Source organism: Leifsonia sp. Leaf336 (assembly GCF_001423695.1).
Lineage (GTDB): Bacteria > Actinomycetota > Actinomycetes > Actinomycetales > Microbacteriaceae > Leifsonia.
Genome location: NZ_LMOZ01000003.1, coordinates 13901 through 32124, shown reverse-complemented (window position 1 = coordinate 32124; position 18224 = coordinate 13901). Strand labels below are relative to the sequence as shown.

Annotated in this window: 22 protein-coding genes; 11 read left to right on the top strand and 11 right to left on the bottom strand. The window is 69.8% G+C overall.

What is annotated here, in order from left to right; genetic code table 11:
- Positions 1-32: 32 nt before the first annotated feature.
- Together ASF88_RS15435 and upp are read right to left on the bottom strand one after the other, a co-directional pair.
- On the bottom strand, positions 33-734 hold the full coding sequence (locus ASF88_RS15435) for a winged helix-turn-helix domain-containing protein (protein WP_055920684.1): 702 nt from the start codon (positions 732-734) through the stop codon (positions 33-35).
- A gap of 397 nt (positions 735-1131) precedes the next feature.
- Positions 1132-1764: a uracil phosphoribosyltransferase gene (gene upp / locus ASF88_RS15430; protein ID WP_055920681.1), complete on the bottom strand. Its 633-nt coding sequence runs from the start codon at positions 1762-1764 to the stop codon at positions 1132-1134.
- Between the two features lie 53 nt (positions 1765-1817).
- Here upp and tadA point away from each other — a divergent pair, with 53 nt between their 5' ends.
- Entirely contained in the window at positions 1818-2285 is a 468-nt protein-coding gene (gene tadA / locus ASF88_RS15425; RefSeq protein WP_055920679.1) for a tRNA adenosine(34) deaminase TadA, read from the top strand.
- An 8-nt stretch (positions 2286-2293) separates the two neighbouring features.
- On the opposite strand, the gene ASF88_RS15420 is transcribed toward tadA, so the two are convergent.
- Positions 2294-3010 (bottom strand): glutamine amidotransferase-related protein, encoded by a 717-nt coding sequence (locus ASF88_RS15420; RefSeq protein WP_055920677.1) that lies wholly within the window; start codon positions 3008-3010, stop codon positions 2294-2296.
- On the bottom strand, positions 3007-3969 hold the full coding sequence (locus ASF88_RS15415) for a cation diffusion facilitator family transporter (RefSeq protein WP_055920674.1): 963 nt from the start codon (positions 3967-3969) through the stop codon (positions 3007-3009). Before ASF88_RS15415 ends, ASF88_RS15420 begins: the two co-directional genes overlap by 4 nt.
- Positions 3970-3991: 22 nt before the next feature.
- Between ASF88_RS15415 and proC the strand changes: the two genes are divergently transcribed.
- Positions 3992-4846 (top strand): pyrroline-5-carboxylate reductase, encoded by an 855-nt coding sequence (gene proC / locus ASF88_RS15410; RefSeq protein WP_055920671.1) that lies wholly within the window; start codon positions 3992-3994, stop codon positions 4844-4846.
- 25 nt (positions 4847-4871) lie between these two features.
- Here proC and ASF88_RS15405 read toward each other — a convergent pair whose 3' ends face one another.
- From ASF88_RS15405 to ASF88_RS15395, 3 genes are all read right to left on the bottom strand, one after another.
- Positions 4872-5954 (bottom strand): acyltransferase family protein, encoded by a 1083-nt coding sequence (locus ASF88_RS15405; RefSeq protein WP_162242585.1) that lies wholly within the window; start codon positions 5952-5954, stop codon positions 4872-4874.
- Between the two features lie 116 nt (positions 5955-6070).
- On the bottom strand, positions 6071-6742 hold the full coding sequence (locus tag ASF88_RS15400) for a potassium channel family protein (protein ID WP_055920665.1): 672 nt from the start codon (positions 6740-6742) through the stop codon (positions 6071-6073).
- Positions 6735-8171 (bottom strand): TrkH family potassium uptake protein, encoded by a 1437-nt coding sequence (locus ASF88_RS15395; protein WP_055920662.1) that lies wholly within the window; start codon positions 8169-8171, stop codon positions 6735-6737. Before ASF88_RS15395 ends, ASF88_RS15400 begins: the two co-directional genes overlap by 8 nt.
- Positions 8172-8237: 66 nt before the next feature.
- Between ASF88_RS15395 and ASF88_RS15390 the strand changes: the two genes are divergently transcribed.
- The 5 genes from ASF88_RS15390 to ASF88_RS15375 all read left to right on the top strand — a co-directional run bounded on the left by ASF88_RS15390 (position 8238) and on the right by ASF88_RS15375 (position 9761).
- Positions 8238-8654: an ArsR/SmtB family transcription factor gene (locus ASF88_RS15390; protein ID WP_055920659.1), complete on the top strand. Its 417-nt coding sequence runs from the start codon at positions 8238-8240 to the stop codon at positions 8652-8654.
- Positions 8655-8732: 78 nt separating this feature from the next.
- On the top strand, positions 8733-8963 hold the full coding sequence (locus tag ASF88_RS15385) for a helix-turn-helix domain-containing protein (protein ID WP_055920656.1): 231 nt from the start codon (positions 8733-8735) through the stop codon (positions 8961-8963).
- Positions 8964-9031: 68 nt separating this feature from the next.
- A complete protein-coding gene (locus ASF88_RS20165; RefSeq protein ID WP_003792170.1) occupies positions 9032-9130 on the top strand; it encodes a 30S ribosomal protein bS22 in 99 nt (32 codons plus the stop codon).
- A gap of 68 nt (positions 9131-9198) precedes the next feature.
- A complete protein-coding gene (locus ASF88_RS15380) occupies positions 9199-9465 on the top strand; it encodes a glutaredoxin family protein (protein WP_055920653.1) in 267 nt (88 codons plus the stop codon).
- Positions 9462-9761, top strand: a complete 300-nt coding sequence (locus ASF88_RS15375) for a Dabb family protein (RefSeq protein WP_055920651.1) — start codon at positions 9462-9464, stop codon at positions 9759-9761. Before ASF88_RS15380 ends, ASF88_RS15375 begins: the two co-directional genes overlap by 4 nt.
- Before the next feature lie 76 nt (positions 9762-9837).
- On the opposite strand, the gene ASF88_RS15370 is transcribed toward ASF88_RS15375, so the two are convergent.
- The 3 genes from ASF88_RS15370 to ASF88_RS15360 form a co-directional block, all read right to left on the bottom strand.
- Entirely contained in the window at positions 9838-10539 is a 702-nt protein-coding gene (locus tag ASF88_RS15370; protein WP_055920648.1) for a GntR family transcriptional regulator, read from the bottom strand.
- The gene (locus tag ASF88_RS15365; RefSeq protein WP_055920645.1) at positions 10539-11234 is read right to left on the bottom strand and encodes a GntR family transcriptional regulator; all 696 of its coding nucleotides are present in this window, start codon (positions 11232-11234) and stop codon (positions 10539-10541) included. Before ASF88_RS15365 ends, ASF88_RS15370 begins: the two co-directional genes overlap by 1 nt.
- 91 nt (positions 11235-11325) lie before the next feature.
- Entirely contained in the window at positions 11326-11712 is a 387-nt protein-coding gene (locus ASF88_RS15360) for an SHOCT domain-containing protein (RefSeq protein WP_055920642.1), read from the bottom strand.
- A gap of 115 nt (positions 11713-11827) precedes the next feature.
- On the opposite strand from ASF88_RS15360, the gene ASF88_RS15355 reads away from it, so the two are divergent.
- Both ASF88_RS15355 and ASF88_RS15350 read left to right on the top strand, forming a co-directional pair.
- Positions 11828-13750, top strand: coding sequence for a hypothetical protein (locus tag ASF88_RS15355; RefSeq protein ID WP_055920639.1), 1923 nt, complete (start codon positions 11828-11830; stop codon positions 13748-13750).
- A gap of 26 nt (positions 13751-13776) precedes the next feature.
- A complete protein-coding gene (locus ASF88_RS15350) occupies positions 13777-14658 on the top strand; it encodes a polyphosphate kinase 2 family protein (RefSeq protein ID WP_055920635.1) in 882 nt (293 codons plus the stop codon).
- Between the two features lie 33 nt (positions 14659-14691).
- Here ASF88_RS15350 and ASF88_RS15345 read toward each other — a convergent pair whose 3' ends face one another.
- The gene (locus ASF88_RS15345) at positions 14692-16032 is read right to left on the bottom strand and encodes an isochorismate synthase (RefSeq protein WP_235493499.1); all 1341 of its coding nucleotides are present in this window, start codon (positions 16030-16032) and stop codon (positions 14692-14694) included.
- Positions 16033-16156: 124 nt separating this feature from the next.
- On the opposite strand from ASF88_RS15345, the gene ASF88_RS15340 reads away from it, so the two are divergent.
- On the top strand, positions 16157-17143 hold the full coding sequence (locus tag ASF88_RS15340; RefSeq protein WP_055920629.1) for a demethylmenaquinone methyltransferase: 987 nt from the start codon (positions 16157-16159) through the stop codon (positions 17141-17143).
- The gene (locus ASF88_RS15335; RefSeq protein WP_055920626.1) at positions 17143-18222 is read left to right on the top strand and encodes a polyprenyl synthetase family protein; all 1080 of its coding nucleotides are present in this window, start codon (positions 17143-17145) and stop codon (positions 18220-18222) included. Before ASF88_RS15340 ends, ASF88_RS15335 begins: the two co-directional genes overlap by 1 nt.
- The last annotated feature ends 2 nt before the right edge of the window (positions 18223-18224 follow it).

Genomic DNA, 18224 nt, shown 5'->3' with positions numbered 1-18224 from the left:
GGATTCCCTGCGCTCTCGTCGGCTTCCGGCGTTCAGAACAGGTCGGGGGAGGGGGCGCTGGCGTGGCGGATGGAGACGTCCGCGTGCCGGTCGAACCGGTAGCCGACGCCGCGCACGGTGCGCACGATGTCCTCGTAGCGCCCGAGCTTGGCGCGCAGGCGCCGCACGTGCACGTCGATCGTGCGCTCGTTCGGGATCTCGTCCTCGTCCGCGCTCGACCACAGCGACGAGATCAGCTCGGCGCGTTCGATCGTGCGGCCCTCGCGCAGCACGAGGTACTGCAGCAGCTCGAACTCCTTGTAGGTGAGCGACACGGTCTGGTTGTCGAGGATGAGGCGCTTGCGCGAGATGTCGACCACGACGCCGGAGGCGGCGCGGTCCTCGTCCTCGTCCGCAACCACGGTGTGGCGGTGCTTGGCGATCGCGGCCGGGTCCTGGAGGGCGAGCCGCACGACGTCGACGTCGCGGCCGCCGGCGCCGGCCGGGGCGAGGGCGACGGCGGCGTAGGTCTCGGCGGCGGGGGCGAGTTCGCTGGTCAGCTGCTTGAGCGCCTCCACGATGCGGCCGAGGTCGGTGCCGGATGCGGCGGCCTTGAGCTCGTCGATGCCGACGTAGAGGACGAAGCCGCGGGCCTCGGTCCCCTCGGGGACGGCGCGGAGGCGGGGGGCGGGAGCAGCGACCTGCTCGGCGAGAGCGGCGGAGGGACGGAGGGTGTCGATGGTGGCGAGAGACATGGGAGGAAGTCCTTCAGTGATGATGATGCGTCCGGACCCGATGCGGACTGCACCTCTGCCGAGGATGCGCCGGATGTCGGAGTTTCCGGTATGACGAGATGTCCCGATTCAGAAAGGGACCGATGCACGGGTGCGTACGTGTGGCGCGCCCGGGGAGCTGTGCCCGGCGTCGACGCTCGTCTGCGTCGGAGGGCGACCGCTCGGCGAAAGGGTCGTCAGATTAGCGACACATTCGGCAACACATGACCGAGTCGCGGCCGGGCATCATCATGCCGGCATCCCCGAGGGCCTCGAGGGAGGTCAGGGTACGCGAGTTGTCAGTCATGTTGAGAAGTAAACCGTCTCATGACTCGCGGTGTCAAATCGTTACGGAATGTTGCGAGCCTTCTCGACGGCTCTACACAGTGCCGTACAAACGGTCTCCGGCGTCGCCGAGACCGGGCACAATGTATCCGTTCTCGTTGAGGCGCTCGTCGAGGGCGCCGAGCACGATGGTCACGTCGCGGCCCTCCGTCGCCTTCTCGAGCGCCGCGAGGCCCTCCGGTGCGGCGAGGATGCAGATCGCCGTGACATCGACGGCGTTCCGCTTGAACAGGAAGTCGATCGCGGCGCCCAGCGAGCCTCCCGTCGCCAGCATCGGGTCGAGCACGAAGCACTGCCGGTCGGAGAGGTCCATCGGGAGACGCTCGGCGTAGGTGGTCGGCTCGAGGGTCTCCTCGTTGCGCGCCATGCCGAGGAAGCCGACCTCGGCGGTCGGCATCAGCCGGACCATGCCCTCCAGCATCCCGAGGCCGGCGCGCAGGATCGGCACGACCAGCGGTCGCGGCTGGCTCAGGGTGACGCCGGTCGTCGTCGTGACCGGGGTCTCGATCTGCACCGGCTCCACCCGCACGGCCCGCGTCGCTTCGTAGGCGAGCAGCGTGACGAGCTCCTCCGTCAGTGCACGGAACACGGGGGACGGGGTGTCCTTGTTGCGGAGCACGGAGAGCTTGTGGGTGATGAGGGGGTGGTCGGCTACGTGCACTCGCATAGGCTCAAGGCTAGCCGAACCCGCCGAGCCGCGGGCCGGCCAGAGGAGGACCCGTGACCCTGCCCGTTCCCGCCGGCTACGAGGAGTGGATGCGCCGCGCCATCGCCGACGCGCGCCTCGCCTTCGACACCGGGGACGTGCCGGTCGCGGCGCTCGTGGTCGACGAGCGCGGCGAAGTCATCGGCACCGGCCGCAACGAGCGTGAGCTCCACCGCGATCCGACCGCGCACGCCGAGATCCTCGCGCTGCGGGCCGCTGCGGCCGCCCGCGACGACTGGCACCTCGAGGGCTGCACGCTGGTCGTGACGCTGGAGCCGTGCGTGATGTGCGCGGGCGCGGTGCTGGCCGCGCGCGTTCCGACGGTCGTGTTCGGGGCCTGGGACGAGAAGGCGGGCGCGGGAGGCTCGGTGTACGACGTGCTGCGCGACCGGCGGCTCAACCACCAGGTGTCGGTGTATCCCGGCGTGCTCGCCGAGGACTGCGCCGACCTTCTGCTCGACTTCTTCCGGGCGAAGCGCTGAGCCTGCGCTCAGGCCGGGAGGCCCTCCAGCCACTCTGAGAAAGCCGCTCGGGAGGCCTCCTGCATCCGCGCCGAGTACAGCTCGCGGTCCTCGCGGAGCGCCTCGGGGTCGATCGCGTGCTCGTCGAGCTCGCCAGTCCCCTGGAGATTCGTGCCGTCGGCGACCCACTCCTCGTGCATCTCGTCGGTCACCTCGGGGTGGAACTGCACCGCCAGGGCGAAGTCGCCGATCGCGAACGCCTCGTTCGAGTAGTCGCTCGATTCAGCCAGCCGCGTCGCCCGCTCGGGCAGCTCGAACGTGTCGCCGTGCCACTCGACCACGGGAACGCCCGCGAAGTGCCGGATCGGCGAGGCCGCACCGGCCTCGGTCGGCTCGACGCGACGGAAACCGATCTGGGTGGTGTCTCCCTTGTAGACGCGCTCGCCGAGGGCGCCGGCCATCAGCTGAGCGCCCAGGCACACGCCGAGCGTCGGACGCTCGGCTTCGAGCCGGAAGCGCAGCAGGGTCTGCTCCGCGGCGAGGAACGGGTACTGCTCGGTCTGATACGCGCCCATCTCGCCGCCGAGCACGACGACGAGGTCGGCCTCGGTCGGGTCGATCGCGGCGACGTCCTCGGTCGTGACGTCCACGACGCGGAGGGCGTACCCGTGCTCGGTCAGGACGGGGCCGATGTTGCCGAGGTGGATGGACGGGTCGTGCTGCAGGATCAGGGCGGTGCGCGTCACTCGAGTCCTTTGATGACGATGGTGTCGGTGGCGGGATGCTGCTCGTTCGGGTCGACCCAGACGTCGGGCTCGATGTAGATCACGCGCGCGACCGGGACCGCCTCGCGGATGCGGCTCTCGATGACGTCGATCGCGGCGGCGACCTCCGCCAGCGGCAGGCTGCCGGCGAGCGCGAGCTTGGCGCCGACGAGCAGCTCGTCGGGCCCGAGGTACAGCGTGCGCATGTGGATGATGCGCTCGGCCTCGTCGCCCGCCAGGATCGCGCGCTCGATGGCTGCGACGTCGGTGTCGGACGCGCCCTCGCCGACCAGGAGGCTCTTGGTCTCGATGCCGAGGATGATCGCCACGGCGACCAGGAGGAGGCCGATCAGGACGGTGCCGACGCCGTCCCAGACGCCGTTCCCGGTGATGATCGTGAGGCCGACGCCGATGAGTGCGAAGACGAGGCCGATGAGGGCGGCGACGTCCTCCAGCAGTACCACGGGCAGCTCGGGCGCCTTGGCGCGGCGGATGAACTGCGGCCACGACATCCCCTTGCGAAGGGGGTTCGACTCGTGGACGGCGGTGCGCAGCGAGAACGACTCCAGGCCGATCGCGATGAAGAGCACCAGCAGGGGCAGCCACCAGTTCTCGAGCGGGTGGGGGTGGGTGAGCTTCTCGACTCCCTCGTAGAGCGAGAAGACGCCGCCGACGGAGAACAGGATGATCGAGACCACGAACGCGTAGACGTACCGCTCGCGACCGTAGCCGAACGGATGCTCCTTGTCGGCCTTCTTCTTCGCCTGGCGCCCGCCGAGCAGGAGGAGGAGCTGGTTGCCGGAGTCGGCGACCGAGTGGACGCCCTCCGCGAGCATCGATGACGAGCCGGAGAACGCCCAGGCGATGAATTTCGTGAGGGCGATGCCGAGGTTGGCGGCGAAGGCCGCGACGATCGCCCTGGTACCGCCTTCTGCGCTCATGCCCTCATCCTAGGATGGCCCCATGACCGACACGCAGAACGTCACGCTGCCCACCATCGCGATGCTCGGCGCCGGCTCGATGGGCCGCGCCATCCTCTCCGGGCTGACCGCGCCGGGCGTGGAGGTGACGGGCGGCATCCGCGTCACGAACCGTTCCGCGGCGCGCGCGGCCGAGCTGGAAGGCATCCCCGGGGTTACGGCCTTCGCGACCGAGAAGGACGGCGCGGCGAACCGCGTCGCCGTCGACGGCGCCTCCATCGTGATCGTGGCGGTCAAGCCGGCGATGGTGCCGGACCTGCTGCGTGAGATCGCGTCGTCGCTCACGCCGGGCACCATCGTCGTGAGCGTGGCCGCCGGCGTCACCGTCGCGACGTTCGAGTCGCTCCTGCCGGACACGGTCGTCGTCGCGCGGTCGATGCCGAACACCCCCGCCGTGGTCGGCAAGGCCGTCACCGGGATCAGTCCGGGGACGCGCACCGAGCCGGCCGACCTCGAGCTGGTCCGCGCGCTCTTCGAGACCGTGGGCGAGGTCGTGGAGGTTCCCGAGTCGCAGCTGGACGCGCTCAGCACGATCTCCGGCTCCGGGCCGGCGTACGTGTTCTACCTGGTGGAGGCCCTCACCTCGGCCGCCCTCGAGAAGGGCTTCACCCCGGAGCAGGCACGCACGCTCGTGAACGGCACCTTCCTCGGCGCCTCCGAGCTGCTGGTGGCCTCCGGCGACGACCCCGCCGAGCTGCGACGTCGCGTCACGAGCCCCAACGGCACGACCGAGCGCGCGATCGAGGTCCTCGCGACCGCCGACCTCCCTGGCCTCTTCACCCGCGCCACGGACGCCGCACTGGCGCGCGCCCGTGAGCTCGCGGGTCCTGCCTCCTGACGCGGAGCGGATCCGCCTCGCAGCGTCAGGCCGCGCGGAGTCGTTCGGTCTCGCTTCTCGGTGCGGGCCGCCCGACGAGCGCCCGCGGGGCCGCGAACAGCCACGGGAACCGGAGACGGGCGCACACCGCCCAGAGGAGGAGAGGCAACCCGACACCGGCGATCGTGCCGGCCACGATGTGGACGGCAGGGTCGTCGACGCCGGCGAGTGAAAGCACGATACGCGTGCCGGAGGTCGCCAGGATGTGCGCCAGGAAGATCTCCAGAGTCCGTGTACCCACGAGGGCGAGCCAACCGGCGGCAGGGCCGGCGCGTGAGAGCAGTCGCGACGTGGCGATCACGGCTACGACCCCGGCCAGCGAGCCGACGACGCCGAAAGCGGTCGAGCCCGCTGTGCGGAAGTCGCCCTCGATCGTCGGTGGAGTCGCGCGCGTCACGACCACGAGTGCCGCGACCAGCGCCCACCCGGCGACCGCGCCGATCCAGCAGACGATCGTCGGCACGGCCTGCACCTGTGCCGTGAAACGCGGCGCGCCCCAGACGGTTCCCGCAATGAAGTAGACCGATAGTCCGAGCCCCTGCGTGCCGAAGTAGGAGAAGGGGATCCCCCAGAGTGCGAGGCTGACGAGCCCCGCCAGGGCCAGAGCCAGCACAGCACGCGTCCGACTCCTCCACGGCTGCACGATGACGGCCGCGGTCGTCATCACGATGAGCCACGCCAGGAACCAGAGCTGCCCCTCCGGCGCCCACAGCTGCACGATCTCGAGGGGCGAGGTCGGGTAGTTGACGAGGGAGCCGGTCAGCATCCGCACCGTGCCCTGCAGCAGCGACCAGAGGACGTAGAGGTACACCAACGTGACGACGCGCGAGCGGAAATAGCGCGCAGTCCCGTCCCGCTGAGCGGCACGACTCACGAAGAGCGCCGTCAGGAACGCGAAGACCGGCATGTGGAATAGATAGAGGAACCGATTCGCCATCGCGTAGGCGTCGCTGTCGCCGTCGATGATCCCCGACGCGGCGACCCCTTGGATCACGTGGCCGAGGACGACGGCGATGATCGCGATCGCCTTCGCGGCATCGACGGTCAGATCCCGGTTGGGCGATATCACGCGGGTCACGCTAGTCGCGGCACCGACGCTGTCCGCAGGGCGTTCGCGACCGTCCGGGCAGCTCGCCCGTCGTTATCGCCTCGCCTATCACCTGGGGCGCGGGTGACGCGTCGCGGCTACCCCTCGAGTGCGGCGAAGCGCTCGATATCGGCGGAGGTGCCGGAGACGATGATGAGGTCGTGGTTCGAGACCACCGTGTCGGGCGTGGCGTACGTGAACGGCTTGCCGGGGCTCTTCACGCCCACGACCGTGATGTTGTAGCGACTGCGCACACCCGACTGCGCAAGGTTGACGCCGCGGACGGGCTTCGGCGGGAACATCTTCACCAGCGCGAAGTCGTCGTCGAACTCGATGAAGTCGAGCATCCGCCCCGACACCAGGTGCGCCACCCGCTCGCCGGCCTCGGCCTCCGGGTAGATGACGTGGTTCGCGCCGATGCGCTCGAGGATCTTGCCGTGCGACTGCGAGATCGCCTTGGCCCAGATCTGCGGCACGTGGAGGTCGACCAGGTTGGCGGTGATGAGCACGCTGGCCTCGATCGACGACCCGACGGCGACGACCGCGATCGAGAAGTCCTCCGCGCCGATCTGCCGCAGCGTCTCGATGGATCGCGCGTCGGCCTGCACGGTGTGCGTCACCCGGTCGGCCCACTTCTGCACGAGCGCGGCATCCGTGTCGATCGCCAGGACCTCCCGGCCCAGCCGATCGAGCTGCCCCGCCGTCGCCGCGCCGAAGCGACCGAGGCCGATCACCAGGACGGGAGCGTTGTGCTTGATCCGGTCAACCAACGAGCGGCCTCTCCTCGGGGTTCTGGTAGAGCTGCTTGCGCTGGCTCTGGGCGAGCGCCGCGGCGAGTGTCACTGTACCAACGCGCCCGCAGAACATCGTGGCGGCCATGACGTACACACCGGCGTCGGGCAGCCTCTCGGTGAGCCCGGTCGAGAGCCCGCAGGTCGCGAACGCCGAGATCACGTCGAACAGCACGTGGTCGAGCGGCGCCTTGGTGATCTGGAGGATCAGGATGCTGGCCACGGCGACGATCGTCGCCCCCCACAGCGCCACCGCGACCGACAGGCGCAGCACGTCGATCGGGATGCGGCGCTTGAACGCGTCCATCGACTCCACGCCGCGCGCCTCGGCGAACGCCGCGAGGAACAGCACGGCCAGCGTCGTCACTTTGATGCCGCCGGCGGTGGAGGCCGAACCGCCTCCGATGAACATCAGCATGTCGGTGACGAGCAGGCTCGACCCGTGGAGGTCCTGGATCGGGATGGTCGCGAAGCCTCCCGAGCGCGCCATCGTCGACAGGAAGAGCGACTGGAAGACGGTGTGCCCGGCGTCCAGATGACCGAACGTCTTGGGGTTGTCGTATTCGAGCACGATGTACAGCACGGCCCCGGCCACCAGGAGGATGACCGAGGTCAGCAGGGTGAGTTTGACGTGGATCGACCAACGTCTGCGCCGTTTGCGCAGATTGGAGGCGATCGCCAGGATCACCGGGAACCCGATCGCGCCGAGGAACACGCCGATCATGAGGGCGCCGAGGAACCAGTAGTCGTTCAGGAACGGCGTGAGGCCCTCGGTGTTCGGCGCGAACCCGGTGTTGGTGAAGGCCATCGCCGAGTAGTAGAGGCTCTCCCAGATCGAGGCGCCGACGTCCATCCCCGCGATCAGCATCCGCGGGAAGAGCAGGAGCGCGATGCCGCCCTCGATGACGACCATGCTGATCGCGACGGTCCGCAGGAGCTTGCCGACGTCGCCCAGCAGCACCGCCTGGCCTTCGGCCACCGGGCCGGCGTGGATGCGCTGCGGGTTGCTGTCGCTGGCGGCCATGAGCTTGGCGCGCAGGCCGAGGCGGCGCGAGATGACGAGGCCGAGGATGCTCGCCATGGTCAGCACGCCCACCGCGCCGACCTGCACGCCGACGTAGACGAGCAGATGGCCGAACACCGACCAGTGCGTCGCCATGTCGACGGTCGCGAGGCCCGTCACGCAGATCACCGACACTGCGGTGAAGAGGGAATCGGCGAGCCCGGTCCAGGTGCCGGAGGCCGACGAGACAGGGAGCGAGAACAACAGCGTGAAGACGAGGATCAGCAGCAGGAAGACCATGATCGCGAACCGCGAAGGGCTCCGCTGCGCGAACGCGTTGACCGCAGCCCGTGCGCGTCCCCCCGCGGCCGGGGACCCCCGCCGGGCCGCCTGCGTCGTGCGCATCGTCCGTTCCTCCCACCGACAGCTTCGGACATGGTACTCCGCCACCCGTACGACTAGCCTGGTGCAATGGCCGACATCTTCGACGTGATCGCCGACCCGACGCGGCGCGACATCCTCAGAGTGCTGCTCGACCGCAACTCGGATGACTCGCGTCCCGCCGGCGAGATCTCGGTCTCGGAGATCGTGGCCACCCTCGAGCTCAGCCAGCCGACCGTCTCCAAGCATCTCAAGGTGCTGCGCGAGGCCTCCCTGGTGTCGGTGCGCGAGGAGGGCCAGCACCGCTACTACCGGCTCGACCCGGCCCCGCTGGAGGCCGTGGAGGACTGGGTGATCCCGTTCACCGCCTCCGATGTCGACCTGACGGCGTACACGGCCGAGCTGGCCGACGAGACGCGCGAGTTCGCGAGCACGGTCGGCAAGGTGCTCGCCGACACCCGGCGCCGTGTCGAGCGCGTCACGCCGAAGAAATGGCGTAGAGACTGAGCCCTCGAAGCGGCTAGAGTTCGCTAGTTCCCCGTCGTCACGACCCGAGTACGATGACGGGCAGGAGAGGGACACCGCATGGTTCACGAAGGGGGCTCGAACGCCCTACGGGATGTGCGCTTCCTGACGGTCGCCGAAGTGGCCGACATGATGCGCGTCTCCCGCATGACCGTCTACAGGCTCGTCCATGCCGGTGAGCTCCCGGCCATCCGTTTCGGCCGGTCGTTCCGGGTTCCGGAGTCCGCTGTCGCGCAGGCGTTGAAGACCGTTGCGCCCCATCTCGAGGGCGGCGTCGCGGACTCGGCGTGAAGTCGGGTAGACTGGCTGCTTGTGTCGCCGCGTTTCCCGCGGCAAACCACCAACTTTGTGAGGTCTACGTGGGTTCCGTTATCAAGAAGCGTCGCAAGCGTATGGCGAAGAAGAAGCACCGCAAGCTTCTTCGCAAGACGCGCCACCAGCGTCGCAACAAGAAGTAGACCTCAGCGTCTGCTGCTCGAGCGCCGGTCCGAAAGGGTCGGCGCTTTTTGCCGTTAAGCTTGTCGACGTGCCTTCCGTCACCGTCACGCTCATCGGCAAGCCGGGCTGTCACTTGTGTGACGATGCCCGTGACGTGATCCGCTCGGTGATCGCCGCCCTGCCCGACGACGCTCCCGGCGTGGAGGTCGAAGAGCGCAGCATCCTCGATGACGCCGAGCTCCACGAGCGGTATGTGGAGGACATCCCTGTCGTGCTGATCGACGGCCGGCAGCACACCTACTGGCGCGTGGACCCGGCACGTCTGCGCACAGCCCTGCTGGAGGAGGAACGTTGACTCTGCGTCACGTGGTCATGTGGAAGCTCGCGTCGACGGACGAGGCCGAGCGCGCCGAGCAGGCAGCGCGGATCAAGGCCGGCCTCGAGTCGCTCCCCGCGGTGATCCCCGAGATCGAGCGCTTCGAGGTGGGCGTCAACTCCCTCCCGGTCAACGAGTTCGACGTGGTGCTGGTCAGCGACTTCGCCGATGAGGCGGCGCTGCAGCGCTACGTCGTGCACCCCGAGCACGAGAAGGTGGCGTCGTACATCCGCTCGGTCGTCTCGGGCCGTGCCGCGGTCGACGCCGAGGGCTGAGTCCTCGCGAGACGCGCCCCGAACGCACACGTGCCCGATGCCTCTCGGCACCGGGCACGGCTCGGAGTGCTGACGGTCAGACGACCGGGCTCTCGTCGATCTCCGCGTCGGAGCGACGGTAGTCCGAGAGGAACTGCGTCAGTGACGACGCGTACAGGTCGCGAACCAGGTCGCCCGCCTTCGCGCCGTCGTGCGCCTTCGCGGCCTCGAGGATCTCGGCGACGCGACCGGGGAGGTCGTCGGTGTCGAACGGCTGCTTCCACACCGCGATGTACCGCAGCACCTGGGGGCTCAGCCCCTCGCTGATCGAAAGCAGAACGGCATTGTCGCTGCTGCGCTCGAACTCCAGGAAGAAGTCGTTGAGCGCACGGCCGAGAGCAGGCAGGCTGTTCGCCTTGGCGGCCTTGCGGATCTCCTTGAGGGCCTTGTCCTGCCGGCCGAGGGTTGCGCTGTCGAGCGTCGGCACGGAGGTCCGGGCCGCGTACTCGTGCAGGAGGCCCGTCGTGTAGATTGCCTCGTCGATGGCGCGCAGGTCGATGGGGGCGACCCGCGTGTAGCGGTTGGGCGCCATCTCGACCAGGCCGATGTCGGCGAGCTTCATCAGGGCCTCGCGGATCGGCGTGCGCGAGACGCCGAGCCAGGCCGTCAGCTTCTCGTCGAGGAGGGTCTCGCCCGGCTCGAGGGTGCCGTCGAGGATGCCCTCGTAGAGACGGTTGTAGACGACGTCGCGCAGCAGCTGGCGCTCGACGGGGGCGGAGTCTTTAACGGGAAGCGGCATCAGCGCCCCTCCTTCACAGTGGGTGCGGCGTTCGCGGCGAACTCGTCGACGACCGTGACGAGGCCCTTGTTCCAGAATTCGACGACGGCGGTCGCGGCTTTGGCGCCGTTGCCGGCGATGGCGGCGTCGATGGCCGCTTTTGCGTGCGGCGCACCCGCGGCGAAAGCCTGGGAGGACGGGGCCGCGATCAGCGCCCGGCGCACCTCGGGGAGGTGGCGGGAGAACAGCTTCGCGATCGTGCGGTTGTCGAGCCGGCGGAGGAAGACATTGACGAAGCCGTCGGTGAAGACGCGCTCGCGCACCAGGTCGGCCATCTCCGTGCCGTCTCCCACGCGCTCCTTGAACGCGCGGAGCGCATCCTTGTCCTCGTCGGTGAGCAGCGGCGTCGCGTCGCGTACGACGCCGGTCATGAGGCTGCCGACCGTGTCGATCAGGGCGCGCAGACGCACCGGGTCGATCGGGGTGACCCTGGTGCGCTTCTGGGGCATGATCTCGACGAGGCCCATGGCGGCCAGCTGGTTGAGCGCTTCGCGGACGGGGGTGCGGGAGACCCCGACCCACTTCTCGATCTCAGCGTCGTAGAGCTGCTCTCCGGGCGTGAGATCCCCGTCGACGATGGCGTCGAGCAGACGAATGAAGACTTCGTCGCGGATGAGCCGCCGGGGACTGACGGCTTCTGCAATGGGTACAGGCATACATGAATATTACATCCGGAGCCGTCGGATGCAAGACCATCGTGTCACGAGTTTCTGGTGGCGTGTCGTGCGCCGCGATATGACGTGGAATTTAGAAGCGGTTTCCCAGGGCCTTGGCCTTGAGCGCGTCGAACTCGTTCTTGCTGATGACGCCCTTGTCGAGCAGATCCTGCGCCTGCTGGATGTCGGCGGCCGGCGTCGCCGACGGGGTGGGGTGCGTGTAGTAGTCGGTGTCCTCCGGCACGGTCTGTCGCGAGCGGGAGTTGCGCTCGGCCATACCGCGGCCACGCGCGATCAGGTACACCAGAGCGGTGAGCCAGGGGACGAAGATGAGGAAGATCACCCAGACGGCCTTCCACCATCCGTTGAGCTTCTCGTCGCGGAACAGGTCGACCAGGATCGTGAAAAGAACCATCAAGTAGGCGACGAAGGCGAAAGCCCAGAAGATCAGCCAGAAGAAGTTCCAGAATCCGTTCACGACGAGCTCCTCTCGATTGCGGACAACGTAGCGGTGAGCGGGTGCGTCTGGCTAGGGTGCGTCTGGCTAGGGTGCGTCGCCGGGCCTCGACAGAGGTCGCGGTTAGGCTGACCGCATGCTCAGCCAGCTGCCGCCCCACCTCTGGCGCGGGAGGTCGGCGGCGGGGTGGACGGCGCTGGTCCTCGGATTCGTCGTCGGTTTGCCGCTGGCCCTGGCGGTCGGGCTCGCGCTGCTCGGGGTGGGAGTCGCGGCGGCCGTCGTGGCTCTGGTCGTCGGCTTCATCGCGCTCGTGGCCGAGTGGGCGTGGTACGCGATCGAGCGAGGGCGCGAGCAGCCGTACCCGTTCCCTGTGCCCGCTCCGCGACAGCGCCGGTCGCGGCGGACGGCCCTGAGCGGCCTCTACCTGTCGGCCGCGCCGCGACTGACCGGTGGCGTCGCTCGAGTCACCGGCTGGCTGCTGGCGCCGCTCGCCCTGCTGGTGGGAGTCGTGGGCATCGTCGTGCCTCGCTGGCGGGCGCGGCCGTATCTCGCCGTGTTCACGCTTCCGGCGCTGCTGCGCAAGACCGTGGGCCTCGGCCGGAAGCGCGGCCTGCTGCGCGACGGCCACGACGCGGTGCTGCTCGGCTACGACGACCTCCTTGAGCAGCAGTTCCCGCTCCTGCACGACTTCCTGCGCTGGTGGGACGATCCGGGAGCCGGCGACGAGTACACGCCCTCGCCCGGCCTCGTCGACGTGCCGGCAGGCCTGCTCGGGCTCGAGCTCGGCCCGGTCCCAGACCCGCTCGGCCGCACCGGGCTCGCGGCGGGCGGGATGCGACGCCGCTCGGTGCACACGCTCCGCGACCTGCTGCTCAGCCAGCGCGAGATCGACGACCTCTGCGACCCCGACCTCGACGAGCGCATCGACACCGCGGTGATCCGGTTGGTCGAGCGCGTGCACGAGGGCGTGCGGCACTGGATCGTGCAGTTCCCGAGCACGAAATCGTGGCACCCGCGCCCCGGCGTCGCGCCGAACGACCTGACGGCCGACCTCGTGATCGGCGCCGAGTACGAGGCGACCATCACCCGCGCGGCACTGGCGACCATGCGGGAGGCGGGCATCGCCCCGGGGGAGCCGGTCGTGCTCGCCGGTTTCAGTCTCGGCGGGATGGTCGCGGCGCAGGTCGCCGCACATGCGCACGCCGCCGGGTTCAGCGTGACGCACCTCGTTGTCGCCGGCTCCCCGCTCGGGCGCCTGCCGATCCCGTCCGGCATCCGGACGCTGGCGATCGAGCACGTGCTCGACCTCGTCCCGCGCATCGATGGCCGGGAGAACCCGGTTCGGCTGGACCTCGACGGCTCCGACGTGCTCGTCACGGTGAAGGCGGGGCCGGCGCTGACACCCGGTTTCCGACTGGGGGCACTCCACGAGGCCATCGCGTACGCCGATACCGCCGGGCTGATCGAGAAGGAGCCGCCAGGGGCGTCGGTGGCCGCGCTGCTCGCGGAACTGCGGCCGTTCTTCGGCGACGGACAGACCGTGCACGACCGCGCGGCGCTGCGTGCCGGAGACCTCCCGGCGCGGCCGGCCGTGCCGTTCTCCCTGCACAGCACCCTGGAGCAGGGGATCACCGAGGAGGCGCTGCGCCAGACTCTGCGCCGCCTGGCCGGGGTCTATGCGGTCGACGTGTACCAGTCGAGGGGCGGCCTCGCCACGACCATCCTGTGGAGCGCTGACCTGCTGGTGCGCACCCTCGACGCGTGGCTGGTCGCCACCCGCCGGGCGGCGATCTACCGGGGCCTCCTGTCGTTGCTCGGGCGGCGGCGCGCCGTCGGCATCCACTTGCGCCTGCAGGCGCGCGCGACGCCGGGGCTCATCTGGGAGGCGACGCTGCAGCGGATGCCCGACGGGCGCTGGCGCGAGACGATCGATGTCACGGTCGACGACCGGGCACGGGCTGCGGACATTGTGCGCCTGTTCCCCGACGGAGTGAAGACCAGAGTGGTGCTGCACCGGCCGGACGCGTTCGAGCCGGTGCTCGACGCCGCCGGGATATGAGGCGGCGGTAGCCGAGCCGCCGTACGATGGTGCGACCCGAGCAAGGAGGCGACGTGGGACGCGAGAAGTACTGGGCAGAAGATCCGGATCCGCTGGTACGGGTGGGGGAGGGCTTCCGCCTCTCCGACCAGGACACCGCCTCCACACCGGGCTTCACCGGTGGCAAGAAGGACGGCGAGAAGGCGCTCGCCGACGGCGCGGCGATCCTCGCCGACCTGCAGGAACGCCTCTTCGCGGCGGGGACCTTGGGCGAGCGGCGCAGCGTGCTGCTCGTGCTGCAGGCGATGGACACGGCGGGCAAGGGCGGCATCGTCACCCACGTCGTCGGTCAGATGAACCTCGGCGGCGTCCGGTACGCGGGGTTCAAGAAGCCGACGCAGGAGGAGCTCGCCCACGACTTCCTCTGGCGGATCTGGAAGCACGTCCCTGGTTCGGGCGAGGTCGGTGTGTTCGATCGGTCCCACTACGAGGACGTCCTGATCGGCAGAGTGCGCAACCTCGCTCCCGACGAGGAGATCGACCGGCGCTACGGCGCGATCAACGACTTCGAGCTCGAGCTGGCCGAGTCGGGGACGACGATCGTGAAGGTGATGCTGCACCTGAGCAAGGGCGAGCAGAAGGCGCGACTTGCGTCGCGTCTCGATCGCCCGGACAAGCAGTGGAAGTACAACCCGGGCGACGTCGGCGAGCGACTGCTGTGGGACTCCTACCAGGATGCGTACCAGATCGTGTTCGGCCGCACCTCGACGTCGTACGCCCCCTGGTATGTCGTGCCGGCCGACCGCAAGTGGTACGCGCGGCTCGCCGTGCAGCACCTGCTCATCCACGCACTGGAGGACCTGGAGCTGGAGTGGCCGGAGCCCGACTATGACGTCGAGGTCGAGAAGGCGCGGCTCGCGGCCTCCTGAGCGGCTCCGGCTAGCGGCGGGGATGCCGCGCGTTCAGCCGAACGCCTCGACGATCGGTCGGAACTTCATGGTCGTCTCGGCGTACTCCGTCGCGGGGTCGGAGTCCGCCACGATACCTGCGCCCGCGTACGCGGTGAGGTCACCGGTGTCGGTGAGCTGCGCACAGCGGAGGGCGATCGCCCACTCGCCGTCCCCGTCGCCGCCGACCCAGCCGACCGGCCCCGCATAGCGTCCACGGTCGAACGGCTCCAGCTCGCGGATCAGCGCCACGGCCTCCCGGGTCGGGGTGCCGGCGACGGCCGCTGTCGGGTGGAGGGCGTCCGCGAGGTCGAGCGAACTCGCTCCGTCGCTCAGGGTGCCCGCGATGTCGGTGGCCAGGTGCCAGAGGTTCGGGAGTTTCAGGGTGAACGGGAGGTCGCTGGCCGCGAGGTCTGCGCTGTGCGGGCGGAGCGCGTCGAGCACGCTCGACACGGCGAACCGGTGCTCGTCCTGGTCTTTGACCGACGCGGTGAGGGCGGCGGCGGACTCGTTGTCGCTGGCGGCGTCGCGCCCGCGGGACCGCGTGCCGGCCAGGACCCGCGCCGTCACGGTGCCGTGGTGCACGCGCACGAGTGTCTCCGGAGACGACCCGACGAGGCCGTCGACGGCGAAGGTCCAGCAGTCGGGGTAGCCGAGCGCGAGCTCGACGAGCGCACGGCGCACGTCGGACTCGAGCGGCAGATGGGCCGAGAGCTCGCGGGCGAGTACGACCTTCGACAGGTCGTGCTCGCGGATCTTGGAGACGGCCGTCGCGACCGCCGAGCGGTAGCCGCCTTCGTCGAGCCCGGCCGGGAGCAGGCTCAGCCGGTATTCGTCGCCGAACGCGACCGGGCGAGGGAGGTAGCTGTTCGCGAGCGTCGGATGTCCGGCATGCGACGACGAGGCCGCACCCCTGCTGTCGTCGCTCGCCGCGTCGTCGTTGGCGTCGTCGGCGTTGTCCAGGGGCCGGATCCGCGTGATCCAGCTGCGTCCGCCGCGCCGGCCGAGCACGATCTCCGGGACGATCAGCACACTGGTGGCCGAGCTCTCGTCGTCGAACGCGAACGTCCCGAACGCGACCAGGCCGGTGCCCGGCGTGCGCACTCCGTCGGTCACCTGCGCCGCTCGGACCGTCCGCCGCCACGCCTCCGACGCCTCCCGGATGCGCTGCGGCCCCCGGAACTCGAGTCGCAGCACTTCGCCGATGCCGGCGATCCCCTCGCCTTTGCGGATCCACATGAGCGGTCGGCGGGAGTCGAGGAAGGGGACGAGATGCCGGACGTCGTCGAGGGGGGTCGTCTCGACCGCCAGCGCCGTCACGCCCGTCACCCGGCGGGTGGTCGAGGGTGCTGTCACCGGACCAGCCTACGCCCGGCGGGCTGAGCGCCGGATGCGTGCGCGCTGGACATCGACTCCGTGATCGGTGTAGTGCGCGCGTGCGTGGAATGCAGCGCATCACGCCGCAGCCTAAGCTGGTGGGGTGAGTAAGGCCGACCTCAGCAAGCAGCCCGCCCAGGTCGCCGCCATGTTCGATGAGGTGTCGACCCACTACGACCGGACCAACACCGTCCTCTCGATGGGCAACGCGACGCTCTGGCGGGTGGCGACGACGCGAGCCGTCGCGCCGCGCGCCGGCGAGAAGATCCTCGACGTCGCGGCCGGCACCGGAACGTCCAGCGCGTCGCTGGCACGCAACGGCGCGAGCGTCGTGGCCGCCGACTTCTCGCACGGGATGATCGAAGTCGGCAGGCAGCGTCAGGCGGCGAACCCGTTCATCAGCTTCGTGCAGGCCGACGCGACCGACCTGCCGTTCGACGACGACACGTTCGACGCGGTCACGATCTCGTTCGGCCTCCGCAACATCGTCGACCCGCGGGCAGCGCTCGCCGAGTTCTACCGGGTCACCAAGCCCGGCGGCCGCGTGGTCGTCTGCGAGTTCTCCCGGCCGCCGCTCGCGCCGGTGCGCGCCGGTTACGGCGCCTACCTGCGCTACGGGATGCCGCTGCTCGCGCGCCTGGCGAGCTCCAACCCGGCCGCGTACGAGTACCTCATGGAGTCGATCGAGGCGTGGCCGAGCCAGCCCGCGCTCGCCGCGTGGATGCGGGAGGCCGGCTTCGAGCGCGTGGCCTGGCGCAACCTGACCGCGGGGATCGTCGCGCTGCATCGCGGCTGGAAGCCGCTGACCGTTCATGCGCCCGCCCCGGCCAAGGCGCCTGCCGTGGCGAAATCGACGGACGGGAAGCCGGCGACGGCGACGGGTGCACGGCCTGCCGCGACGAAGTCCACCGCTGGAAAGCCCTCGGCGAAGCCGACAGCCGCAAAGCCCGCGGCGAAGCCCGCCGCAACGAAGTCGACCGCAGGAAAGCCCGCGAAGTCAACAGCGGAAAAGCCCCCTGCCGCGCCGCAATCCGCCGGCACCGGCGCCTCCGAAGACTCATCGTCCGCCATCCCATCCGAGGGGGAGTAGTGCCACGAAGCGTTCCGGCTGTGCGGCGCACCGCGTCGCTGACCAGCCAGCTCGGCCTCACCGAGCGGATCTTCGTCCGTGGTGAGGACCGCCAGGTCGCCACGGCCGTGGACGACGGTCTCGCTCTGGTCGAGGAGGCGCTGCACCGCGAGATGCGGTTCGCCGACAACCTGGCCGACGTCACCACCCGCTATCTGCTCGAGGCGGGGGGCAAGCGCGTCCGGCCGATGCTGACCCTGCTCACCGCACAGCTCGGCGAGGGCAACACCCCGGAGGTTCTGCAGGCGGCCCAGGCCGTCGAGATCACCCATCTCGCCTCGCTCTACCACGACGACGTCATGGACGACTCGCAGATGCGCCGCGGGGTCCCCACCGCTCAGTTCGTCTGGGGCAACTCGGTCGCAGTGCTGACCGGCGACCTGCTGTTCGCCCGAGCCAGCAAGCTGGTCTCCGCACTGGGCGAGCGCGCCATCCAGCTGCAGGCCGACACGTTCGAACGGCTGTGCCTCGGCCAGCTCCACGAGACCATCGGGCCGCAGGACGGCGAAGACCCGGTCGCCCACTACATCCGCGTGCTCGAGGACAAGACCGGCTCGCTCATCTCGGTCGCCGCGCAGATGGGCGTGGTGTTCTCGAAGGCCGACGCCGCGTACGAGAAGCCCGTCGTCACCTTCGGTGAGAAGATCGGCGTCGCGTTCCAGCTGATCGACGACGTCATCGACCTCTCGTCGATGGGGGTCGCCGAGACGGGCAAGACCCCGGGCAACGACCTCCGGGCCGGCGTGGCCACCCTGCCCGTGCTGCGCCTGCGCGAGCGGGCCGACGCCGATCCCGAGGCGCGCGCCCTTCTCGAACGACTCGAGCGCGACGTCATCGGCACCGCGGAGGACGGCGAGATCACCCCGGAGGCGACCGCCGCGATCGCGGCCCTGCGCGAGCACGAGGTGACCGCGCAGACCCTCGACGAGGCGCACCGCTGGGCTCGGGAGGCCGTCGAAGCGCTCGCGCCGCTGCCCGATGGCGCGGTCAAGAAGGCGCTCGTGCGGTTCGCGGACACCATCGTCGAACGCTCGAGCTGACC

Excerpts from the sequence above, each read along its gene's own strand:
- ASF88_RS15435 (WP_055920684.1), bottom strand. The coding sequence starts at position 734 with ATGTCTCTCGCCACCATCGACACCCTCCGTCCCTCCGCCGCTCTCGCC.
- upp (WP_055920681.1), bottom strand. The coding sequence starts at position 1,764 with ATGCGAGTGCACGTAGCCGACCACCCCCTCATCACCCACAAGCTCTCC.
- ASF88_RS15415 (WP_055920674.1), bottom strand. The coding sequence starts at position 3,969 with ATGAGCGCAGAAGGCGGTACCAGGGCGATCGTCGCGGCCTTCGCCGCC.
- proC (WP_055920671.1), top strand. The coding sequence starts at position 3,992 with ATGACCGACACGCAGAACGTCACGCTGCCCACCATCGCGATGCTCGGC.
- ASF88_RS15395 (WP_055920662.1), bottom strand. The coding sequence starts at position 8,171 with ATGCGCACGACGCAGGCGGCCCGGCGGGGGTCCCCGGCCGCGGGGGGA.
- ASF88_RS15390 (WP_055920659.1), top strand. The coding sequence starts at position 8,238 with ATGGCCGACATCTTCGACGTGATCGCCGACCCGACGCGGCGCGACATC.
- ASF88_RS15385 (WP_055920656.1), top strand. The coding sequence starts at position 8,733 with ATGGTTCACGAAGGGGGCTCGAACGCCCTACGGGATGTGCGCTTCCTG.
- ASF88_RS15370 (WP_055920648.1), bottom strand. The coding sequence starts at position 10,539 with ATGCCGCTTCCCGTTAAAGACTCCGCCCCCGTCGAGCGCCAGCTGCTG.
- ASF88_RS15365 (WP_055920645.1), bottom strand. The coding sequence starts at position 11,234 with ATGCCTGTACCCATTGCAGAAGCCGTCAGTCCCCGGCGGCTCATCCGC.
- ASF88_RS15355 (WP_055920639.1), top strand. The coding sequence starts at position 11,828 with ATGCTCAGCCAGCTGCCGCCCCACCTCTGGCGCGGGAGGTCGGCGGCG.
- ASF88_RS15350 (WP_055920635.1), top strand. The coding sequence starts at position 13,777 with ATGGTGCGACCCGAGCAAGGAGGCGACGTGGGACGCGAGAAGTACTGG.